At 56.6% G+C, this 22,250-nt stretch carries 16 protein-coding genes and 1 tRNA gene; 8 read left to right on the top strand and 9 right to left on the bottom strand.

The genetic code is table 11. The features are described from left to right. Positions 1-32: 32 nt before the first annotated feature. Positions 33-2,453: a hypothetical protein gene (locus tag LOC70_RS05850; protein ID WP_230252479.1), complete on the bottom strand. Its 2,421-nt coding sequence runs from the start codon at positions 2,451-2,453 to the stop codon at positions 33-35. A gap of 350 nt (positions 2,454-2,803) precedes the next feature. Here LOC70_RS05850 and LOC70_RS05845 point away from each other — a divergent pair, with 350 nt between their 5' ends. From LOC70_RS05845 to mqnB, 4 genes are all read left to right on the top strand, one after another. After that, positions 2,804-3,772, top strand: coding sequence for an ABC transporter permease (locus tag LOC70_RS05845; protein WP_306796886.1), 969 nt, complete (start codon positions 2,804-2,806; stop codon positions 3,770-3,772). Next, a complete protein-coding gene (locus LOC70_RS05840; protein WP_230252477.1) occupies positions 3,769-5,133 on the top strand; it encodes a hypothetical protein in 1,365 nt (454 codons plus the stop codon). The genes LOC70_RS05845 and LOC70_RS05840 overlap by 4 nt, the downstream gene beginning before the upstream one ends. A gap of 87 nt (positions 5,134-5,220) precedes the next feature. Then, positions 5,221-6,528, top strand: coding sequence for a nucleoside monophosphate kinase (locus tag LOC70_RS05835; protein WP_230252476.1), 1,308 nt, complete (start codon positions 5,221-5,223; stop codon positions 6,526-6,528). Then, positions 6,518-7,225, top strand: a complete 708-nt coding sequence (mqnB, locus tag LOC70_RS05830) for a futalosine hydrolase (RefSeq protein ID WP_230252474.1) — start codon at positions 6,518-6,520, stop codon at positions 7,223-7,225. The genes LOC70_RS05835 and mqnB overlap by 11 nt, the downstream gene beginning before the upstream one ends. 44 nt (positions 7,226-7,269) lie before the next feature. Here the strand turns inward: mqnB and LOC70_RS05825 are convergent, their stop codons facing one another. Continuing rightward, a complete protein-coding gene (locus tag LOC70_RS05825; protein ID WP_230252472.1) occupies positions 7,270-9,321 on the bottom strand; it encodes a hypothetical protein in 2,052 nt (683 codons plus the stop codon). Positions 9,322-9,539: 218 nt separating this feature from the next. On the opposite strand from LOC70_RS05825, the gene LOC70_RS05820 reads away from it, so the two are divergent. The 3 genes from LOC70_RS05820 to LOC70_RS05810 all read left to right on the top strand — a co-directional run bounded on the left by LOC70_RS05820 (position 9,540) and on the right by LOC70_RS05810 (position 13,721). Beyond that, the gene (locus LOC70_RS05820; RefSeq protein ID WP_390889001.1) at positions 9,540-10,538 is read left to right on the top strand and encodes a YdjY domain-containing protein; all 999 of its coding nucleotides are present in this window, start codon (positions 9,540-9,542) and stop codon (positions 10,536-10,538) included. Between the two features lie 14 nt (positions 10,539-10,552). Next, complete coding sequence (locus LOC70_RS05815; protein WP_230252469.1) at positions 10,553-11,755, top strand: 3-hydroxyacyl-CoA dehydrogenase; 1,203 nt, start codon at positions 10,553-10,555, stop codon at positions 11,753-11,755. 391 nt (positions 11,756-12,146) lie between these two features. Continuing rightward, positions 12,147-13,721: a hypothetical protein gene (locus LOC70_RS05810; RefSeq protein ID WP_230252468.1), complete on the top strand. Its 1,575-nt coding sequence runs from the start codon at positions 12,147-12,149 to the stop codon at positions 13,719-13,721. Positions 13,722-13,886: 165 nt separating this feature from the next. Here LOC70_RS05810 and pgsW read toward each other — a convergent pair whose 3' ends face one another. From pgsW to LOC70_RS05790, 4 genes are all read right to left on the bottom strand, one after another. Continuing rightward, positions 13,887-15,101 (bottom strand): poly-gamma-glutamate system protein, encoded by a 1,215-nt coding sequence (pgsW, locus tag LOC70_RS05805; protein ID WP_230252467.1) that lies wholly within the window; start codon positions 15,099-15,101, stop codon positions 13,887-13,889. After that, positions 15,098-15,598 carry a poly-gamma-glutamate biosynthesis protein PgsC gene (gene pgsC, locus LOC70_RS05800; RefSeq protein WP_230252466.1) on the bottom strand — a complete coding sequence of 167 codons (501 nt, stop codon included), beginning with the start codon at positions 15,596-15,598 and terminating at the stop codon, positions 15,098-15,100. Before pgsC ends, pgsW begins: the two co-directional genes overlap by 4 nt. A gap of 1 nt (position 15,599) precedes the next feature. Next, on the bottom strand, positions 15,600-16,925 hold the full coding sequence (gene pgsB / locus LOC70_RS05795) for a poly-gamma-glutamate synthase PgsB (RefSeq protein WP_230252465.1): 1,326 nt from the start codon (positions 16,923-16,925) through the stop codon (positions 15,600-15,602). A gap of 787 nt (positions 16,926-17,712) precedes the next feature. Next, a complete protein-coding gene (locus LOC70_RS05790; RefSeq protein WP_230252464.1) occupies positions 17,713-18,513 on the bottom strand; it encodes a 3-keto-disaccharide hydrolase in 801 nt (266 codons plus the stop codon). Positions 18,514-18,825: 312 nt separating this feature from the next. On the opposite strand from LOC70_RS05790, the gene LOC70_RS05785 reads away from it, so the two are divergent. Continuing rightward, positions 18,826-18,909: transfer RNA gene (locus LOC70_RS05785), tRNA-Leu, on the top strand. A gap of 175 nt (positions 18,910-19,084) precedes the next feature. On the opposite strand, the gene LOC70_RS24590 is transcribed toward LOC70_RS05785, so the two are convergent. The 3 genes from LOC70_RS24590 to LOC70_RS05780 form a co-directional block, all read right to left on the bottom strand. Further along, positions 19,085-20,164 (bottom strand): tyrosine-type recombinase/integrase, encoded by a 1,080-nt coding sequence (locus LOC70_RS24590; protein ID WP_390889000.1) that lies wholly within the window; start codon positions 20,162-20,164, stop codon positions 19,085-19,087. A gap of 176 nt (positions 20,165-20,340) precedes the next feature. Further along, positions 20,341-20,535, bottom strand: coding sequence for a helix-turn-helix transcriptional regulator (locus LOC70_RS24585; protein ID WP_390888998.1), 195 nt, complete (start codon positions 20,533-20,535; stop codon positions 20,341-20,343). Next, positions 20,532-22,250: a DNA primase family protein gene (locus tag LOC70_RS05780; protein ID WP_230252462.1), complete on the bottom strand. Its 1,719-nt coding sequence runs from the start codon at positions 22,248-22,250 to the stop codon at positions 20,532-20,534. The genes LOC70_RS24585 and LOC70_RS05780 overlap by 4 nt, the downstream gene beginning before the upstream one ends.

The raw sequence follows: 22,250 nt of genomic DNA, 5'->3' as shown, positions 1-22,250 counted from the left end.
CCGCGAGAACGTTGCCGCTGCATCTGCGGCATTCAGGAACCAAATCGGTGCAGAGCCATCGCGGTTCGTTCGCCGTCCAGCGTGGTTTGCATCATCCATTCACGCAGTGCCGCCAGCGGTCGCACCTTGCCTTCTCGCATCGCTTTCGTGATCGCGGTTCCAATTTGGTGCTGTGGGTAACCCGGCGTTCCTTGAATCGGCTGCAATCCCATCCAGCGTCGACCGGTAACCAGGAAGACTTCACCCTGTTGCAAGTACAGGTGGCTGTTGATGATGTCGATGTTTCCCATGCCGGATGCTGCCAGGTCGCTGTTACCAAGATCGCGATGGTTCGCATCGGATTCTCGGTCCAGCCAACCGACAGGCCGGTAGCCGAATTTTGAGATCGCCAGCGTCGACCAGTCCCCGGTCGACGCCATCCGCGTCTCGCCCGTTTCGGGATCGATGTGAGCGTACAGCAAAGAAACATTGCCGTGCTCGATCCCCGCGAAGGACTGGTCGCGAATCTGAAACAGCGTGTCGTAGGCTCGACGGACCGCGTCGGACGGTTGATGTCGATATCCCATGTGCGATTGCAACGCCGATCGCACGACGGTCACGTCCATCACGTTCCCCAAGTCGATCTTCGGGGTCGCACCCCCATTGGGTTGGCAAATGGCGAGCGCGATTTGGCCGTCGGGGAGGATGTCCCAGTGATGCCAACTTTGAGCCACATCCAACGGCGATTCGATCATTCCATCGATGTACCACGACGGACAAATCTGGGCTCCCATCGGCAACGTTTGGTGCTGCCAAATGGACACCTGATTCGCCAAAGACTCGTTTTCAGCCTGAGTCTCTTCGGCCTCGCGTCGTCGGTTGGTCAAGATCGAATCTTGATCGTTGTCCCGCTCCGGTGCACGCGATGGAAAATCCGCGTCGAAGTCGTCGATCAACGCCACGATGTCATTGATCGCGTCGATGGTTTCGGATTCTGACTTCACTCGAACATTGGGCGTCCAATCGAGATCATCTTCGTCGTCATCGGCAAACGGATAGGCGTCTTCCGCGACCAAATCCAGACCGTCTGTGTCACCCTCGTCCCAGCCATGGTGGAACTCCATCGCATCGGCGTCAAACTGGTCGACTTCGGATGGGTCGTAGTTCCCTGACAGGAACTGGGCATCTTGCAAATCCAGCTTGGCCGCCAAACGCATGGTTTCTTCGTCGTAGCTGGACAGCAACGGCCACTGTTCCGCGTCTTCTTCACGTCCCAGATCGTTCATCGCTGGTGCATCTTCGGAATCCGATTGTCCCCAATCAGCGACATCGGTGTTGGAGGTGTCAAACCCGATCACATACTCCTGCGGGTTCGCTTCATAGTCGCGTTGCAATTCCGCAATCAGTTCCTCGCTCTTGGCGAGCTCTTCTTCAATGGCGGACTCCAGGGCCGCATCCAACATCTTCTCATCGTCGATACCGTCCAGCGAATCATCCGAAGGGGCTTTCATCAGATCCACGGGTTGGGAAAGCTCCGCGTGAGGCATGGCTGCGGAGCCGGATTCATCGGCGGGAGGGGAACCGATGTCATCCGTTGCAGATGCCGCGGTGCCGGGAGGGATGGCACCACGTGCGTCTGCATCGACGGAAGCAGAAACCTCGCGGGTGGGATGTTCCGCTCGAGTTCGTTCTGCGTCGTCATGAGTCTCGTGGGAGGGGGGCGAGACATCGCGAGAACGATCGTGCGTCACGTCGCTTGGCAGAATCAACCGGATGGAGGAGTCCGGTGCGGCGTCTTGTTCTGCCAAACGCTGCAAGGTTTGCTGCAAGTTGGATGCGGCCAAACGAGCCGCGGCGGTGTGCACGTCGGTGAATGCCATTGCAGCTTCGGCAAACAACCACATCGTGCCAATTGGCATGTCCGAATCACCCAGACAAACACAAATCCCGGCGGGGAAGGGCTCCGGTGTCCGCCAAGAATCAACCGGTCCGAGATTCGTGTCTTCGATGGCGATCAAACCATGCACCATTGCTTCCAAATCCCCCCGAGCACCACGCAGAGGACGTTGAGTCCCCAAGCGTTCCGACGGTGACAACCCGAACACAAACCGTGTCGCGAGGTACTCGGTCTCATCGTCCAACAGGTAAACCGCCGCCGCGGTGGTTCCGGTTGCCAACGTGGCGTCCGCCATCAAACGGTCAATCGCGTCGGAGGGATCGGGACGTTGACTGGGGCCAGCCGCCAACGTCGCACGAACCGCCAACTCGATTTGTTGTTGACGAATGACCGATTGCTGAGCCTGCAACTGGTCTGCCAGTTCGTTGGCTTGTGCCGCCAAACGATGAGCGTCACCCGCAGTGACCAAAGCGCGTTTGCCATGCGCGAACTGCTTCCGCTTGGAGGAGAGCTTCGCAGAATCCGATGCATGGTCGCCGCGGTGGACACGCAGAAAATTGGATGGGTTTCTGGTCACGGTTGGTCTTCGGTGAATGACAAGGGGAGGGAGTGAGTCAACAATGGCCTGACATCCTTGCCAATTGCCGCCTACACGCATCGATCGGCCATCCCCTGCGGATTCACTGAGACGAATTGCCGGTAAGGTTTGCCATGTTTGCCAAGACACCAGCGCATGTGTCACAACCCGAATGAACCGGAGCTTTTGCGCTGCTACACTGCTGCGTTTCGCGATCCCTCATGCATTGCACGCGGCGAACTCGACTTCGACGTTCCCAATCTCCATTTCCCACGATCGATCTCAGGAATTGACCGTTGCTCCAACAAGCCCACCCGTTGCTAAAACGAGGATTGAATACCGCGGGACCAATGCTGGCGCTGCTGATCGTCGTCGTGTTCTTCGCCATCGCGGAATGGATCACCGCCAGTGATGGCAACTTTGCATCGATGGCCTCCGTTCGGTTGGTGGGTGTTCAAAGCGTGAAGATCGGCATCGCCTCGTTGGGAATGACATTGATCATCATCAGCGGCGGCATCGATCTTTCAGCCGGAACCGCTGCGGCGTTGTGCGGATGCGTTGCCGCGTTGGCACTGGACAGCGGCTGGTCGATTCTTCCGGCGTTGTTCTTTGCGGTGGCATCGGGAGCTCTTTGTGGACTGTTCAATGGAGCCTTGATCGCGGGATTGAAACTCACGCCCTTCATCATCTCGCTGGGTTCGATGACCATCTTCATGGGCCTCGGCAAAAGCCTGTCCGATCAAGGCGGCACCATCACGCCTCCCGCCGAATCCATCCCCGAATGGTTGTGGGCGGCGGTGACCCCGTTCCCGCAACCCGAATGGATCGCGTACCCGGTGATCCCCAATTTCGGCTGGGGCGTTTGGTTGACCATCGTCCTCGCCATCTCCACCGCGTTGCTGCTGCACCAAACGCTCTTTGGGCGACATGTGTTTGCCATTGGGTCCAGCGAAGCAACCGCCAGACTGTGCGGCGTTCGGGTTCGACAAACCAAGATCCTCGTCTACGCCGTCGCGGGGGCTCTCTTTGGACTAGCCGGCTGCGTCGACATTGCTCGGTTGGGCAAAGGCGACGCATCGGCAGGCATGGGCTTAGAACTCGAAATCATTGCCGCGGTGGTGATTGGCGGCGGGTCGTTGCTGGGCGGGCGAGGCAGCGTCCTGGGCACCTTGTGCGGGGTATTGATCATGAGCGTCATTGCTCACGGATGTACCTCACTTGGGCTTGAAAACCATGTTGAGAACATCCTGCTTGGCGTGATCATCATCGCGGCCGTCTATGTCGACCGACTTCGTGCGTTGAAAAAGGAATCCGCATGAGTTCCTCACTGAACCAAACGTCGTCACCCGCACGAATGATCGGGATTGCATTTTGGGTGGCGTGCGTGCTGGCAGGAGGCGGTTGGCTGATCGCGTCGTCCAAACCGGAGTCTCCGTCGCCCGTTTCCGCGATTTGGACGCACTCGGAAACGCTTTCCATCGACAACCCCAAGGGAGTGCTCTCCATCGGTGACGCGGCTTTCGCGAAAGTCGTTGCCAGCACGGGCGACAACGCAAAATCAGCGGGGGATAAAACAACCTCGAACGAGTTTGCTTCTCCCAACGAATGGCGGCAAGTCGGGCATGTTCGTTCCGTTGACTTGTCCAATCAAACCGCGACGTTGGCGTTCTATCCCACGGGCGATTCATCGTTGGCAACCAACTTGGATGCGTCTTCGGTCCAAGCGACCCTGCATCGTTCCTCCGGAAAACTGGATGACGTCCTCGCCACGTTGTTACCCAAACCCAAACGAGAGCAACTGGCTCAGAAAATCTCATTGGCGATGCGAGAACACGGGCGTGAAATCAGCGATGCCATGCTGCCTCTCGTCATCGAAACGTTCCGGCAGAGTCTACCGGTCATCGAATCCGAATTGTCGGCATCGCTGAATCGTCACCATCCCGAAATCGAATCGCTGACATCACGATTCCGTGAAGAGATCTTGCACGAGCAAATGTTGCCGTTGGTCCGATCGGAAGTTCTGCCCGTGCTTCAGAAACACGGGCGTGAACCAGCCGAAAACATCGGTCGCGAAATTTGGGGGCGTGCCTCGTTGTGGCGTTTTGGTTGGCGAGCGTTGTACGACAGTTCGCCGTTGCCGGAACGAGAACTCGTTCGCGAAGAGTGGTCTCGGTTCGTGGAACAAGAAGTCGTTCCGATCGTGGAAAACCATCTCGATGAAATCTCGGTCGCCGTCGAAGCCATCATTCGCGATCTAGCCGCCAACGAAACACTGCGGGACCGAATGGGCGATGTGGCACTGCAAGTCATCCAAGACGAGGAAGCCCGCGAATTGCTACGAACGATTTTGATTGAATCGGTCGTGGAGAACCAACGGTTGCGAGAGGTGTGGGTGAACGTATGGACGTCTGATGACGCTCGCGAAAAGTTACGGGCGGCGGGACAGCGTTTGGAACCCGTCGTTCGCGAAATCGCGGATGATGTCATGGGGACTCGCAGCGAGGGCATCGAACCCGGATTTGCTCGTGTGCTGCGAAACCAGATCTTAGGCAAAGACAAGGTATGGCTGACGCTCGAAAGCGTTCCCAGTTCGGGGGCGGATCCTTCCCAACCGGTCGCCTTACGGGTCGCAACGGATTTTTCGCCGTATCCCGTAGTTCATCTTGCGTCACCGCAGTGATCGACGCTTCGCGATCGATGCCTCCTTGGTTACGATGCGGCCTGATCATTTCATATTTCACGACCTGATTGACTGACCGTTCTCGCTATGGATCCACTGGACGAAGCCCCTGAAATTGCAAATTCCGAAGCGAATTTGCCTGAAACGGTCGTCGACATGGCTGAGGACCAAGCTTCCCAACTGGTGACGGACCAAGCCGTCGCCGCCGCGTCGGAACACTCCGTCGAAGACCTCGAAGTCAAAGACGCCCATGTGATCTTCACCAACGTGTGGAATGATCTGGAAGAAGAAATCGGTCGTGAAAATCTGCGGTTCTCCAAAGAGCTGATCTTGCTTGGCGGTGCTCCAGGATCGGGGAAAGGAACCAACAGTGGTTTCATCTCGAAAGCTCGCGGTCTGACTTGCGATCCGATCGTGGTCAGCAGTTTGTTGGACACGCCCGAAGCCAAACGCATCAAAGAAGCCGGCGGCATGGTCGGCGATACCGAAGTTGTGGGGATCCTGTTCCGCAAATTGTTGGAAGAAGAATACCGCGACGGTTGCATCTTGGACGGATTTCCGCGAACGCGCGTTCAGGTGGAATGCTTGCACCTGTTGGTTCAGAAAATGAATCAACTTTATCGCGAGTATCACTCGACCCCTTTGGCGATCAATTTCCGAAAGCCAACCGTTCACGCCGTCGTTCTATTCATCGACGAGAAAACCAGTATCGAACGTCAATTGCTTCGCGGTCGAAAAATTGCGGAGCACAACGAACGCGTCGAAACAGAAAACGACGGCGAACCGTTGGAACTGCGTTTGACAGACTTGGACCCAACCGCGGCCAAGCGACGTTACCGGGTCTTCAAAGAGAAGACGTGGGACGCGCTGCAGTCACTGAAAAAGATTTACCACTATCACTTCATCGACGCCGGCGGCGACATCGCGGAAGTGGAACGCAATATTCGCAACGAACTGGAATACCAGTCATCGTTGGAACTGGACCCGGAAACCTACGACGCGGTGCGACATCTGCCGCTGGCGTCAGAGCTTGGTGTTCACGCTCGACAAGAATTGGTCCGTCGTTTGGATGGGTATGAACTGGAACATCGTGAATTGTTCCATCACGTGATCGAAATCATCCAATCGCGATTCATGCCAATCGTTCGTCGTCACGCGATTGCGGGGCTGGCGGTCGTCAACAGCGAAGACTCCATTTTCGAAGACCCCATCACGTTGGCGATGGTCATTGATGTTTTCGCCGAACGCGGCTTCCGCGCGGTGGCCAACATCAACCTGGCGGAAACACCGGATCACTTCGACATCGAGACCGGCAAGATCACTTGCGTGACCAAGAAGATCTATCGGTTCCAAATTCGCTTTGCCGGTTCGGAAATCCGTCGTGGTGGACGCTGATCGTACGCTACTGCTGATTCCCACCGCCGGCGAACGACGCGGTTTGTTATCGCACCTCGACGAAACGCAGCTTCGATCGCAATCTTGGCAGATCGAACTGTGCGGTTTCGGTTTGGTCGCCGCAGCCGCTTCCACCATGCACTGGTTGCACCAACACCAACCGGACCGAGTCGTCTTGGCGGGGATCGCGGGAAGTCTGCATCCCGATGCCGCGGTTGGTTCCGCGTCTTGGTTTAACGACGTCGTCTGCGATGGGATTGGTGTGGGCGAAGGTGCATCCTTTCAAAGTGCCAGTCAACTCGGTTGGCCTCAAATCGCCGCGGACAACCAGAACCAATCTCAAGCAGTCACTGACCGGCTTTCGCTTTGCGTCCCCTCTCGTCAAACATCTGCTGACGATCGATCACCGCACCCAAACGCGAGACGAACGTTGTTGAGCGTTTGTGCCGCTTCCGCCGATCCTGAAATGGCACAACGTCGTCGTGACATGCTGACTCCGACCATCGAATCAGAAATTCACGCCGAAGACATGGAAGCATTTGGGGTCGCGTTGGCGTGCCAACTTCACCAGACGCCTTGCATGGTCGTTCGAGGCATCAGCAACCAAGCCGGCGACCGCGATCATGCGAATTGGCAAATCGATCCAGCGTTAGCAGCAGCGGCCAAACGAATTTGCGAAGCGTTCAAGTTAACCTGATGGACGCCCCCGCGAAGAGTCGCATCACGAACCAGTGAATGAAATCATTCGGGTGCGGCGTCGTCCACCGTGACCAACTCTTCCACGCCACCATCGCTGGCATGGAAACGACCGGCGAAGAAATCCGCGACCAAGTGTTTGCCGAGAACGGATCGCGGACGTCTGCCGACCAACGACCGGTAGACCATCCATTGCTCGCTGCCCATTTGAATCCGGAAACCAGTCGCAACGTTGCGTGGGATCAATTGCAGCTCATCAGCAACCGTCAACGTGCGCCACGTTCGTTTACGGTGGAACCGACGTGATTGAAAGTCAATCCACAGAGGACTGTAAACGGCCCCGAGTCCTTGTGTTGCCACGGTGACTCCGTGAGTCACTTTCGAATCGGCGGTAACACCACCTTCGTTCAGGCTCACTTCGGTTGGCTCGGCCGTGCAGTCAGTTGGTCCGACTCGCCATTCACACGCCGGCAAAGGCAACATCATCGCTCGGCGTTTGCTGTCGTGAAAATAGAGCTCGCGTGTTTGTTCATCCGGGATGACTGAAATCTTTTCTGACACGGGGAAATGAGTCACACATCGGATGGCCACATCCGCCAATTCGCCAAAAGGGGAACTCGACGCGAGAGCATTGGCCGGCGACGTTTCGTCCTCCGCCGAATGATCCCATTGCGACGCCGTCCCAGCTTGGGCCGGTAAAACCGCATCGGCCACCATCACGCAGCGATCATCGCGGATCAGCATGAATTGCCGCTGCAAGACAACACCGCCGGTGTAGGTTTGTTCGAATTCCAAATAGTGAACATCGTCGTCGGTGTACTCGCATGTGGAATGCCATGGTCCGCTGGGATATTGAACCACTCCGTCCAGCTCGACCGTGGCTGTCAACGGACCACGGAAGATGGTGCGTCGTCCGGCCATGATTTCGACGGACATCACCTCTTCGCTGTAGTCGATGTAGGTTCTTCCGCGACGAACATCCCATTCGGGCAACATGGCGACGATTTTGGCTTCATCGCTATGCCACATCGATTCCGGCAGCGAGATCTCCCACGCCAACCGGCCTCCACTGTGGCTCTGCCCCAACGAAGCGGAGAACGCTGGCATCAACGAGTCGGTGTCGTACTTCATCGCACGCCCCATCAAACCCGCGGGTGCGGTCGGCTTGACCGCTTTTGATTTGCGGCCCGAACCTTTGGCGGTCGTTTTTTTGGACGTTGAACGAGAGACAAGTCCGACATGGTCCAACGACACCTCCCGCGCTGCGGTGCGTGAGAAGACTTGGGTTCCATCAACGCGAGTCATTGCGGCGATCCAGCCAGCCAACTCTTCGGCGGAGGCTTGATGAGACTTTCTGAACTTTCGTTTGGTGACACCCTGAAGCAGTTGTTCACAACGAACGATGGATGCCATGATCACGCGCAACGCTTCCGGCGATCGCAGGGCTTCTTCGATCACCTCGTCATCTTCCAAGTAAGCCTGCACCGCTGATGCGGACGCCTTGCCGCGCGAGGCACAACTGGGAATGTCCGCCAATCGGAATGCCAGCGTCAAACCAACTTCCCCCGCCAAGAACAAGTGGTGAGGCGACGGCGTTTCATCCTGTGCCAATGCCGCTGCGACGCGTCGTTGCAGTTCCGACAACAGGCTCCACCAAAGCTCCAGCGGCAGCGTTTGCGTCAGCACCGGCAAGGACGCTGCCCACAGAACGCAACCGAGATCACTTGCCAAATCGGATCGACCTTCGCGAGAAGCATCGAGGAACAACTCCGCAGCGGAAATCAGATCAGCATCATTGATTTGGATTGTGGGGTCCGCGGTTGCCAAGCGAGCCAAACGCTCACTGAGCGGATCCACGGCACCGTCCAACAAAGTGGACAATCCCCACAGATAGACTTGGCCGTCCACCGCATCATCGCCAAAGGTCTTGGTAGCCGGATGGCGCTGCCAACGGGCGACAATTTTCTTTCGCAATTTCTGCCACGATGCATCGTCCGGCAACGGTGACGAACCTGCTGCATCCATCGAGCCCGACGGATTCCCGACGACCGATTTTTTGGACGGATTGGTTTTCGATGGCGGTTTGGTCAGTGTCATGGACCCGAGGTGCTACGCAGGGAATAATCGGTGGTCGGAAAAAAGGAATTCGACCGCTGTAGCAGTCTAACCCGACGACACCGATTGTTGACTCCCCGCATTCGAGTGATGGAAGCAAATCTATGTTTGACAACTGTTTTTCGCGGTCTCGTTCACATGACACTTGCGAAGCGACCTTCCCGCCGCGGCAATACACGGCCTCGATTTGCTCTCCATCGATGCATCCGGTGCTTCGATGGACGCTGACCGGATTCGCGGCAATCAGTCTGTTGATTTCAGCCGGTGCCCCCGCGATCGCTCAAGACACCGCTGCCGCGGATGCCGAAACGAAACAAGCGACCGACGACGAACGGTCATTGGGAGTCGCTTCGCCAACGGATCCGGATCCCTACAGCGATGCGGCAATCCAAGCTGAGTTGGAAGAATGGGATCGCAAGATGCGAGCCATGGCGGACAAGTATGCGGCTCCACCAAACACGAAACAGATCACGCAGCTTCCTGACCTTTGGATTGACCCAAAGGCGAAACGCATTTACATCGACGGCTACGTCACGATGCGAAAGGGTGCGCTCGAAATGTTCGCATGCCCGGTTGGCACCAAAGAACACGAAGCCGTTGTTGCCGCATTCGCCAAGAGCAAAGAAGTGCACGCGGCCTTGCTCGCATTAGGAGCAAAACCCGGATCCCCCGTCGCCTACGATCCTGAGTTCAAACCGCCAACGGGCCAACCCGTTGCCGTTTGGGTGACTTGGCGAGACGGCAAAGGCAACTTCAAAGCGGTCGACGCGAGAACTTGGGTGCAGAACAACGAGTCGAAGAAATCGCTGGCGGAACAATGGGTCTTTGCGGGAAGCCAGCTTTGGACCGATCCCGTCGACAAGGTGACGCATTACTCAGCCGATTCCGGTGACATGATCTGCGTGTCCAATTTCAGCAGTGCCATGCTGGACGTTCCGTTTGATAGCAGTGCACAAGCCGGCAACCTGCTCTTCGTCGCCTTCACCGAACGCATTCCCGAGCAAGCCACCTCGGTCCGTTTGGTACTGGTGCCTCAGTTTGAGAATGATCCGACCGCATCCGAACCGCCGACGGAAGCCATCCTTCCCATCATCAAAACAGATACGACAAAAAAGAAGCCTGCGGATGAATCGTCCGACGACACCACCGGAGACAACACGCCGGCGTCATCAGCGGAAACCAAGCCGGAGCCCCGCTGATTGTGGGTGACTCATTGCGTGTTCTGTTGGTCGGGGCGGGCGTGGTCGGTCGCGCCATCGCCACCGACCACTTGTTGCACGGACAAGAAGTGTGGCTGTCGGATCAAGACGCCACGGTTCTGTCGGATGCATGCGATGAAGTCTTGAGCCGAACCAACGGAGTCGCAGATTCCGCCGCACCGTGGGGTGCCAACGTGCCGCTGCCCGTCGTTCATTTGATGCCGCCTCAGCATGACGCAGCTCAAACGCCGGAGCATTCCATGGATGCGTTGCCCGAATGGCTGGTCATTGAATCGATCGCCGAACGGATGCCGATCAAACAAGCCTTTTTCGCCGAAGCCGAAACATGGTTTTCTCGCCCACCGGTTTTGACGAGCAACACATCCACGCTTTCAATCGCCGAGATAGCGTCGGGCTTATCCCAACACAACAACCGATTCTGCGGCATGCATTTCTTCATGCCGGTTGTTGGTCGAGACGCTGCGGAGATCATCACGCATTCAGCAACCAGCGATGAGGTGATCCGGCTCTGCGAAGCTCATGTCCGCAGCCTCGCGAAAGCATCTTTGCGAGTGAAAGATGCTCCCGGGTTTGTGGTCAACCGAATGCTGGCACCGTATTTGAATTTGGCGATGCAGTTGCTGTGCGCGGGGGTGCCCGCCTCGACGATCCGCAAAGCAGCTTTGCTCTACGGGATGCCCATGTCGCCGCTGGAACTGATTGACTTGATCGGGCCACGAACCGCATTCGACGGCGGACGAGTCGTCTGGCAAGCCTTTCCCCACCGAATGGATCCGTCGCCATTGTTGCCCGCGATGGTCAAGCGAAAACTCAGCGGCGTCGCGAGTGGAACCGGTTTCTACGATTACGATCGTGGTAAACGAACAAGCGACTCTCTTTCCGAAGATGCCCAGGCTTTGGTGCAGCGTTACGAACGAGATGATTTTGGAGCGGCCGCGATGGCCGACTCGCCAAACCAAATCGCGCAACTTTTCGCGATCTGTATGTGGCGCGAAAGCGAAGCGATCCTTGCCGATGGCGTGGCCGACATGGCGACCATCGATGCGGCGATGTCCGGTGGGTTGGGTTACAACGCCCCTCCGCCGAATGAGTCTTGGAGGGAGCACATCGAGTCGATTGGCGGGTCGACCATCGATGACCTGGTAACTGGTTTTCGCGGTTTGAAATCGTTGCAACCTCCTCGCATGACTCGTTGATCCAATTTGGTCGCGGTTTCAGTTGCGGAAGCGGCACACAGCCCTACCCAATGGAGGGTTGGGTGCGTCCCAACTCATCTTCGTAGGGGCGGGATGCGCGGATTGGGACGGGTACATTCCTTCGATTGACGCGTTCTATTTTCACCCAAGCTTCATTTGACGGCGATTTGATGACTTTCGGCTACAATGGAAGTCCTTGGAGCTGGCACCTTTTCGCGTTGTAGGACGGCCCGCATTTCGCCCTCTCAACGTTGTGCCTCTGGATCATTGAACGAGTCCATCGTTCCTGGTCACCCGCCTCCGAATCCATCGACAAAAGCTCGCGGCAGCGTGTTCCATTGTCAGATGAGGCAGACGCAAAGAACAAGACACTTCTTCCACGGATCGATTAATGGCCACGGTATCGGAAACGTCCCTGCCTGAAGACGAAATTGTCGACGCCGTTTTGGCGGACGAAGTTCCCGCCCAAGAAGAACCCGCGCCGCGTCGACGTTTTGGTTTTCTGAAGACCGCTCCAGCTTGGTTGATCAGCACCTTGTTCCATGTGGGTGTGATCCTGATCCTCGGGTTGGTGACCTTTGCCGAACCGATGAAGATCGTGAACGTTCTGTCGGCGACCGCGACAGGTGAGGAAGGACCGGAGATCGAGGAGTTCCAAATTGAACAGATCGATCCTGGCGAAATGGTGGAGATGGAAGAATTCACCGAGCCCGTTGAGCTGACCGAAGCTCTCGAGACCAGTGAAACGCTTCAAATCGACGTGCCGATGGAAGTCGCCACGGTGCCCATGGAAATGACGGATCTGGCATCCGACATGGCTCCCGCGGCCCAGACACTGCAAACGCTGTCGTCGGTCATGATGACGCCGACCGACAGTCGCTCGGCTGACATGAAGAAAAAGCTGCTCCGCGAGTACGGTGGTTCCGCGGCAAGCGAAGCCGCAGTCACCGAAGCGCTCAAGTGGCTGGCATTGCACCAAGCCCCCAACGGCGGATGGACCTTTCAACACAACCTGGTCTGCAACGGGCAATGCGGAAACCCCGGCGAGCCCAAACGAGCCGCTGCGGTCAACGCGGCCACGGCAATGGCGTTGCTGCCGTTCTTGGGCGCGGGACAAACTCACTACGCAGGCGAATTCAAAAACGTGGTCCGCGCCGGACTGTTGTTCTTGGTCGCCAATGGCAAGAAAGGCACGGTTCGTGGTTTGCCGGTGTTGGACCTGTCTGAATCCGCTGGCAACGGGATGTACTCGCATGGGTTGGCGGCCATCGTTCTCAGCGAAGCTTATGCGATGACCGAAGATCCTGCTTTGGCCGTCCCCACTCAACAAGCCATCAACTTCATCGTGACCGCGCAGTGTGCCGATGGCGGCTGGCGGTACCGGCCTCGCGAAGCGTCCGGTGGCGACACGTCGGTGGTTGGCTGGCAAGTCATGGCGCTCAAGAGTGCTCACATGGGGCACCTGATCGTGCCACCGCAGACCATCAACGGTTCGTCTTTGTTTCTGGACAAGGTCCAGTCCAACGGTGGTGCCATGTACGGCTACCAATCGCCATCGACCCGCGTCCGTCCCGCTTGCACCGCGGCGGGATTGTTGTGCCGGATGTATTTGGGCTGGGACAAGAATCACCCTGGATTGCAAAAAGGCGTGAAAGCATTGGTGGACATCGGAGTCCGCAAAGACAACATCTACTACGACTACTACGCCGCTCAAGTCCTTCGGCATGTCGGTGGTCCCGAGTGGGACAAATTCAACACGGAGCTGCGTGATTGGTTGGTGGAATCGCAGTCGCAATCCGGCGGCAGCAAAGGCAGTTGGTACTTCCCCAACGCGAACAACCACACCGGCCCGAAAGAGGGCGGGCGTCTTGCCGCTACCTCGTTTGCAACGATGATCCTGGAAGTCTATTACCGCCACATGCCGCTGTACGCGGAACAAGAAGACGAAGACGCCTTCCCGCTTTAGTCACTTTCGCGGAACAAGAGGCGACGCTCAGCGAACAACGATTCGAGCCAAAGGCACCGCATTCGTTCGCTCTGGCCATCCGACCCAAGATCAACCCTCGGGCGTTCCCAGAACAAACGCGAGCGAGCGTCCTCGCGGACCACTCGCTCACGCGGCAAGCATTCACTAGACCATGTATTGCGGCTGGTCCTTGGCTTGTTCTCCATACCAGCCTTTGCTTTGCAACCAGTTGGTCAATCGATGCGGCGGCTTCACCACAACAGCGGTCGCCGCGGTGATGAAAAAGATTCCGAGCAACGCTAGCAAGCGACGCGGGTCAATGATCGTGAACACCGCCCCCTGGCCCACTTCCACTTTCGTGGTCGATGCGATGGGCAAGCCGTACTGATTGGCCAAAGCCACCACGTTGATCATGTTGATGACCGGAACGCCCGACGCCAGGAACCGAGTGGCCACGCAATCGACGGCTTCGGGTGAACTGGCTTTTTTCTGAATCGTCGCGAGTTGCTTGGGATAGATCAGACCTTCGCCGATGCTATCGTTCCCTTCGGTACCACCGACGGACGCATCACCGCCACCGACATTGATGTAAACCGCGTACGTTTCGTCTTCGGCCGCCTTCGAATAGGCCAACATGCGGCGTTCAATCGCGTCGGCGTCGTCTTCGCTATCCATCAACGGAACTCCGCTGCGTTCGATGGCAGCTTCCAACACGGCGCGTGTGTCGTCGCTCATCCCCGCGGCGCGGTCGCGAAAACCACCGCGTGACGTTTCCAAACTGCGGAACGCCAAAATGCCTTCGTCGAACAACAACTTCTCCATGTCCGGCCACATCATGTCGGGCGAGTTCGCGCCGAACTGGCTCGACGCGGCACTGCTGATGATGGTGGGACGAGCTCCCAGCGATTCAGCCGCACTGTAGACGGCGATGTTCAACGCGGGAAACGATCCGGTGCAACCAATGGCAACTCGATCGCCAGGCCGCACGCCCGCATCGACCAGCAAACGCATGGCCACCGCGGCGAAGTTTGGGTTGATCGACGTTTGCTTGGCGGCCAAGTGACCTGGCAAGGTCGTCACGACTGACATCGATGGCCCCACCATGCCGGTGTCCGCGGGATCCTGAGCATCCAACAACGGATGTCCCATCTCAACGCGGCGGCAATGAATGGCATCAAACGCGGTTTCGGCTCGCAGCGATGCTTCCAGCATGCGATCCTTCAAATCCGGGATGCCATACATTCCGGCAACCAGTGTGCTCCATCCGGTGATGTTGCTCGGCAAAGCTCGCAGTGCGAGAACCGTCACCACGGAAAGAGCAGCGAGGAACAACAACGAGCCCGACGAGATTTTCTGAGGGCGATAGTACAGTTTCTTCATACCAGCGTTTCAACACCTGCGGTCACCAAGACCAGATAGACCAAAGACGTCGCAATCACCAGCGGCGACAAGGTTTGCACCACGCCACTGCGAGCAATCCAGAGTGCGACCAACCCTGGAATGACAAAACCAATCACCGTTGTTCCCGCCATCATCATCGTTGCCGCCGATGTTCCCGATTCCACGGGCACACCAACCGGCATCACGGGGAACGTGAGTTCGACCAAGTGACGCAGCGTTGCCGCGATGGCAAAACCAACCACCATGGTCAGCACCACACGTCGTCGACCAAACAGAATCGCCCAACGATCAATTTGGTAGACCACCCAAGCGGTCACCAACGCGGCTGCGATGGTGGCGATGATGGTCGCCGGTTGATCAAACGCGAGAGCCAAGTAACCCGGGACAATCATCCCGCCGACGCTGAGGCCAAACGCTTCGGTGAAAATCAAACTGACGATCAACCCAATGCCGATCGACAAGGCGAGCCATTCCATCTCAAACCATCTCCAAGACTCGTGCTGGACGTGTCACAGGCTCGCGGAAACGCTCCCAACCCTGGTCCTGTCCAAAGTGATCGGCCAATGCCATCCCTGGGCCGGCAACGTTGCCAATTCCCATCAACATCAAGGCCGATGTTTCGTTTTCGCCGTTCGACTCGGCAACCGCAGTGCCAACGCCGAAGTGCGGTCCACCGGTGTGAGCCAAACGCTCTTCGCGGCGGAATGATTCCAACACCGATTCAACCAACTCAGTTCCGGAAGCATTTCCCAAACAGAGAACTTTGTCCGGATGCACGCCTCGTTTCAGCAAACGACGCAGGAAAATGTCTGTTCCCGAACCAATGATCACGTACCGGTCCGCGGGTGCCCACGTCGCGACGGCTTCCGCCATCGTGGTGGATCGGTCCGCACGGTCGACGCGGCAATTCATGATCAACACTCGCTGATTCGCACCCGGGAAATAGTTGTAAGCCGCGTCCCAGATACGTGTGGTCGACTCAGGGTCGTTGGCTGCGAACGCGTTGACGAAGTGCCACTGTCTGCCGTGAACGTTTTGAGTGTGCACGCGCATCGCGCCGGGGTCAGGCTGAGCTTCCCACATGCCTTGCAACGCGACTTCGCGATCAACGCCCATGGACTGACACACCTTGAGCGCCAAAGCAACATTCTCGGCGTGCTCGAGGTAACTGAACTGAGCCAACTCGTCTTGGGTCACGTCGCCCGCGTCGTCTGATGTCGTCACGGAAAGACTGCTACCGCGATCTTCGCAAGCGTTCTTCATCACCGACAAACTGTCCGCGCGGTCCTCGGCCGTGAACATGGTTCCGCCGATGGGAGTTGTCGCTGACAAAGCACGTGCCACATCCAAACGGGTCGGTCCCATCACGTCCAAGTGGTCGGCACGAGCGTTGGTGATGACTCCGTGAGTCGAACGAACCAACTTCAGTTCGCAAACCGATTGCAATAAAGGCTGTAGCGCCATGCACTCGATGACCAAAGCTTCGGCTTGATGTCCAACCGCCGTTTGAACGATTCGTTTTTGCTCGATGACGTTGGCGCGGTCCGGCCGAAAGATCGGCAGCTCTTTGCCATCGGGAAGGATCATCCGTGCCAATGTGCCAGTGGTCTTGGCACACGTCCGAATGCCTCCGGAGCGCAAACCCGCCGCGATCAAACGCGTGACCGATGATTTGCCTCGGGTCCCGTTGACGTGGATGCGAAACGGAATTTTGAGAAGTTGACGACGATACCAGTACGCTTCGACCATAGCCGCAGCGCACACGGAGGCAGCAAAAGCTACCAATGCAAGCGTGCCGTTCACGAACGGATCTTTCATGTGGAGTTGGGGATGGGACGCAACCTAACCCAGGTCGGAATCGACCATCAGGAAAGTCAGGGCGTCATCGTCTGGACTGGCAAGGCGTGAGTTGCCCGCAGGGTTCCCTAAAAGATTGGGGAGGTCATCCGGTGCTGAAGAAAAGGCCATGAACCGGAGTCAGCGATCTCCAAGTGGTTCCTGGTAATCGCGAGAATTATTATTTCGGCCGGGTCCGAGTAAAGAGCATTCCGCCAAATTTCACTTAGAATCGTCTAAGGGAATTCCGGACGCCCGTGAATGGCTTATAAATGAGCGTCGCCGTCCAAAACGGTGAAGTCTTGGCTCGCCAAATCTTCGCGAACTTGCCCAAGTGTCTCGGATGGATCGACACTCACAAATCCGTGTGATGGACGTCCCGTTCACGCTAGCCCGAGCAGGCTGAAATCCCCCTGATTCATCATCGATCAGGCTGGTCGATCAGCATCAACCAAAGTGGTTTCGTCGCGACCAAACGGACTTGTCTTCCGCGGACATGTCGCTATGTCTCGGCGAACCCTCGGGTTCTCAAGTTCGCGGTCAGATGAGTGGAAACACTCGGCCGGCGGTGCAGCGGCTAACCGGCGACGTTTGCTCGTGATGCCCCACCTCGCACGAGCGGACGATTCGAGCTTGTACGAGTGAAGAAATGAGCCGCCGGAACTTCGCTTCGTGCGGTCCGGCTGACTTTGGAATCACGTCTTCCCGCTTGCAGGGAAGACGGCGATTGAATTCTGCTTGGTAACTCAGCCGATCACTTCGCTTCGCTGAGTGGAGTCTCTTTCTTTCCGTCACGAAGGTACGGCTCGCGAGTCTGCTCGCCCGACGCCGGCTCGAATTCGCGAACCCAAATGTTTCGGAAGCGGACCGGGTTGTTGTGGTCCTGGATCGCAATCGGCCCCTTGGGCGCGTGAGCCTTGTACTCCGGCGGACGATTGTAAGGCGTGTCGCCTTTCAGTTCGAAGTGATTCAAGATCAACACGCCGTTGTGAACTGCGGTGATGTACGCCGGGCTTTCCAGCTCACCCGATTCGGTGAACCGAGGTGCCGTCCAGAAAATGTCGTAGGTGTTCCATTCGCCGGGGGCACGCATCGCGTTGGCGGCAGGTGGCGTTTGTTTGTAGATCGCCCCCGCTTGGCCATCGTGGTAAGTCTCGTTCTCGTACGAATCCAGCACCTGAATTTCGTAGCGTCCCATCAAGAAAATGCCGCTGTTGCCACGTCCTTGCCCCGAGCCTTTCGCAGGAACGGGAGCCGACCATTCCACGTGCACTTGGCAATCACCGAATTCGGCCTTGCTGCGAATGGTTCCCTGGCCGGTCACCAACACGTCGCCTTCGGTCGACCACTTTGAAATGTTCTGCCAATTTTCTGTGTCACTGGCTTTGCCAAACAACACCGTCGCATCCGACGGCGGGTCCGCGGCAGTTTCGCCGGGCGTGACCACGGGAGGAGCCTGCCACGTGATGCCGTTGAGGTACTCTTCAGCTCGGAGCGGAAGAGCAAGACATGTGGCGGAAAGAGCGAGGGCAGTGAAACAACTTCGGTGGAGCATGGCGTTGTGTGAGGAAGGGAGGGAAGGTGGGGACAGTTCGTCGACATTCTAGCTGAACGATTCTGCGTCTGGTTGAGATTCAACGGCACCCATCATTTTCGGAAAAACAGTTGCGTTCGCCATCACCGGAATGTGTGGGCAGCCCCCCTCCTCATCGCCTCAGAAGATCGCCAAACCCGCCTTGCGGGATCCGGATGGCTCCGACATAATCCGCGTCTCGATGGAGCCGGGCACGTTTTCTTCGGAAAACACCCACCGCCGAAACTATCTTCGCGCGGCCGCCACAGGCATCATCGACCCATTTCAGAAGAAGCCGAAGTGGCGGAATTGGCAGACGCGCTGGATTCAAAATCCAGTTCCCGCAAGGGAGTGAGGGTTCGAGTCCCTCCTTCGGTACTTCTTCGAAAAACGCCCGGAAAAGCCCATCGAGCCCGTAAAAAACGTGGTTCGGCGGGCTTCAATCATTTCCGGACTCCCCTCCGAAAAGCAGACTCCCCAAGAGTCCCTCCGGTCCATGTTGGCTCATGTTGGTGCAACAAGAGGTACAACAACAGCTACAACACGAGACACCTCAATCCGCCTTCGAGCCACCCCGCCCCCGCCTCCGCTCCGAAGCCGCCCGAAGCGATGAACCCGTGTTTATATAGTGGGACTCCGTCGTGGTAACAGACGCATGCCCCAAGAAGTCCTTCACCACCACCGTCGGAGCACCACTAGCGATCATCTCGCTCCCGCAAGTCGAACGCAAAGACTTGGGAACAAACTTGGCCGAGTCAGGAATTCCAGCGGCCTTCCTGATCCGATGCCACTCCCGATAAAGGTTTCGACGAGTCGCCTGCCCTACCTCCTGCCCCCAGGGGAAAACGAGAGCGTCATCAGCCGCCCCCCGAGGCTTCCAAGATCTCAAAACCGCGACCAACTCGGCAGATAGCGGAAGCGTGCGATAGCGTCGCCCCTTACTGGACTCAGCTTCGACAATGATCTCAGCCGCCCCGAGATTCACCTTGCCCCATTGAATGCCCAAAGCCTCACCGAATCGGACTCCCAACTCCTCAATAGTCCGAAAAAGGAAACGCCACCACTGAGCACTCCGAAACTTGAGCTTCAACTCGGGATCATTCAAAGCCTCCTCGAATTTCCTGCGGTAGTCCGGCGCGACCACAACCGGCGATGGTCTTGACTCTCGCAACTGAACGCCCCGAAAGCTTGGAGCCTGAGGGATGTATCCGCAGTCAACAGCGAAATTCAACGCTGCTCGAATTCCCCGGAGGTCTTTATTCACCGTCGCATCACTGACCGTTTCAGTTGAATGGCGCGATCGCTTCTGCTGCCTCCGATGAGCAGCAAACTGCAATAGGTCGGCGGATGTTATCTCGTGAAGGAATTTTTTACCGATGAAGTCCGTGAAGTGCTTCAGATTGATTCGATACGCCACAGCAGTCTTCGGACGCTTCGTTGCCTCAGCATGCTCCAGGAATTGCTTCTTTAGATCTTGCCAACTAATCGGCTTACTTGATTGCCGTTTGATCTGGAAAGGGTCGACGCATAACTGTTTTTCCTTCGCGGAAGCAACTTCCTTAGCGACGGATTTGAGACGTGCGCCAGTCGACTGCTTCCGACGTTCATTTGAAACGGGGTCACGCCAACCCATCCACCACACACCAGATTTTGTGGTTTTTCCATTTCGAGTGACGGTTGGCTTGAAAACGTACACGGACGCCATGAGAATACTTTCATCGAATGTAAAGAAATGGGGGAACGCGCGTGCGTTCACGTTCCCCCAAAGGATCTCGCTGCGGTGCGAGACATAAGCTTTCGAGCCGCGAATCAGGACTCTAAGTCATCGATTAGCTTTAAGATTTCAGCCTTCTTGTATCGAGCTGTTCCCTTATTCCTGATCGGCTTCGGAATCTCACCTCGATCTCGACGACGCTTAATGGTGGACACGCTAACGGCGAAAAGCCGTGCGACTTCCTTAATGTCGATCAGACCCAGGCGGTCATTTTTATTACGTCCGTTCATTCGCATCCCCCCGACTTTGGAAGAATGCGATCTGTGATCGAAGCCACCACATCAATATCCTCTTCGACGTCGATCTCCCGCAGCATCACCTCGATATCCTCTTCAGCCTCAGCCCGCTTCTCGTCGATCTTCTTTCCGGATTTATCGAGCCACGCCTGACGTTTGAGGATCTTCCTCTCATCGTCAGCTTTGCGTTCCCGCTCCCGCCGCCTGTCGAGTCGATTTTGAGCGAGCTTGAGCTGCTCCTTTTCCAAGGCGGCTTCACTGATCCGCTCTTCCGCCTCCGAGATCTGCTGGCTACGGAACTTCTCGATGCTTTGCCGCTCGATTTCAGAGCGGTTTTCCGCAGCCTCGACGGTCTCCGCATGATATGCAATGCCGTAATAACCATTACGGCGAGGACGTGCTTGCCCTTCGAGCAGTGGACTACCCGACGAGGCAACCTTGGACTTACCAGGAGTGATTCTCCCGCTCTTGATTAAGGTGTTGTAGTGACGGCGAATTTCAGTCCCAAATTTGGCAACCGCTAGCGGCTTATAGCCACACATCTCGCACCAATGCTGGTAACGGCGATGCAGCTCATCGGTAACCACAAACTCTTTGGAGTCATATTGCGTGTAGCTCGACAGGAAATCCGCTGCTGGATTTGCTTCCCGTCGTTCTTGTTCAATCATTCCCAGGCTAATTTCTGGCAGTTTGAAATCGCCACGAGCAATAAGTTGAGCTGCGGCTTCGAGAACGCTATTTAGTATCCCGGAGTAGTTGAATTGCTGCTCGATGTCCGCAATCTTCTGCGAGGGATCGACTTTCGCTAAGGCCGGGATGATCACCAGACGACGCCAGATTCCATCCGTGCGATCCTGCAATCTGGGCATCGAATTGGTCGCGCAGATGATTCTCGCTCGGTTAACTGAGGAGAATGAATCCTTCCCTTTGCGTTCCATCGTAATGGGGGACGTATCGCAAAGCATCTTCAGAGTACCTTCGCAGACTTTTGTAAGCTCGCTATTCATATCTGCGGTGATGTTAACCAGCTTGTCATCAAGTGAGGCCAGATCGAACCGCCCACCGAATCTTTCAACGTTCAATGCAGAACAGTTTTCTTTACCGACGAGCCGTTGAATGACTTTCAGCAGCACGGATTTGCCATTGCCCCCATCGCCAACCAGGAAGAAGAGCTTCTGGAAACAAAGATTCGGCAGCAGACAGTAAGCCATCATCTCCAAGACCAATTGCTTTAGCTGCCCGTCCCCACAGGTAAACCAGTCCAAGAAGGAGTCGAATTCACTACAGCGAATTCCCAGCTGAAACGGATAGTCGCATCTAGCCGTCGCAAACAGTCCAGGATTGAACGCCAATAGCTGAGGCGCAATAGGGTCTTCAGCAAGCATCGGTGAAAAATCGAGAATGCCATTCGACATTAACAGAGCTGATGCCATTTCATTCGGGTTACAGAGCCAAAATGGCTGATGTCCACCTTCGAGGTAGTGACGATATTTCACCAACTCCGCAGCATCTTTCACCATCCTTAGGCTCTCGCGCCCCAGCTCTCTAGTAATGTAAGACATCTGATTGAAAAGCCACTCGTCGGTGACAGGCGAGTAGGCTCCATCCTTGTATACATACAGCTGTTGCTTGCGATATTTCACATCAAACACATCGCAAAATAAGTCGGCGATATTGTTCGGATAGATTTTCTCATCTTCTTTTGTCAT

Origin of the sequence: Rhodopirellula halodulae (genome assembly GCF_020966775.1) — a bacterium.
GTDB classification, from domain to species: domain Bacteria; phylum Planctomycetota; class Planctomycetia; order Pirellulales; family Pirellulaceae; genus Rhodopirellula; species Rhodopirellula halodulae.
This window is presented reverse-complemented; position numbering and strand designations above follow the sequence as displayed.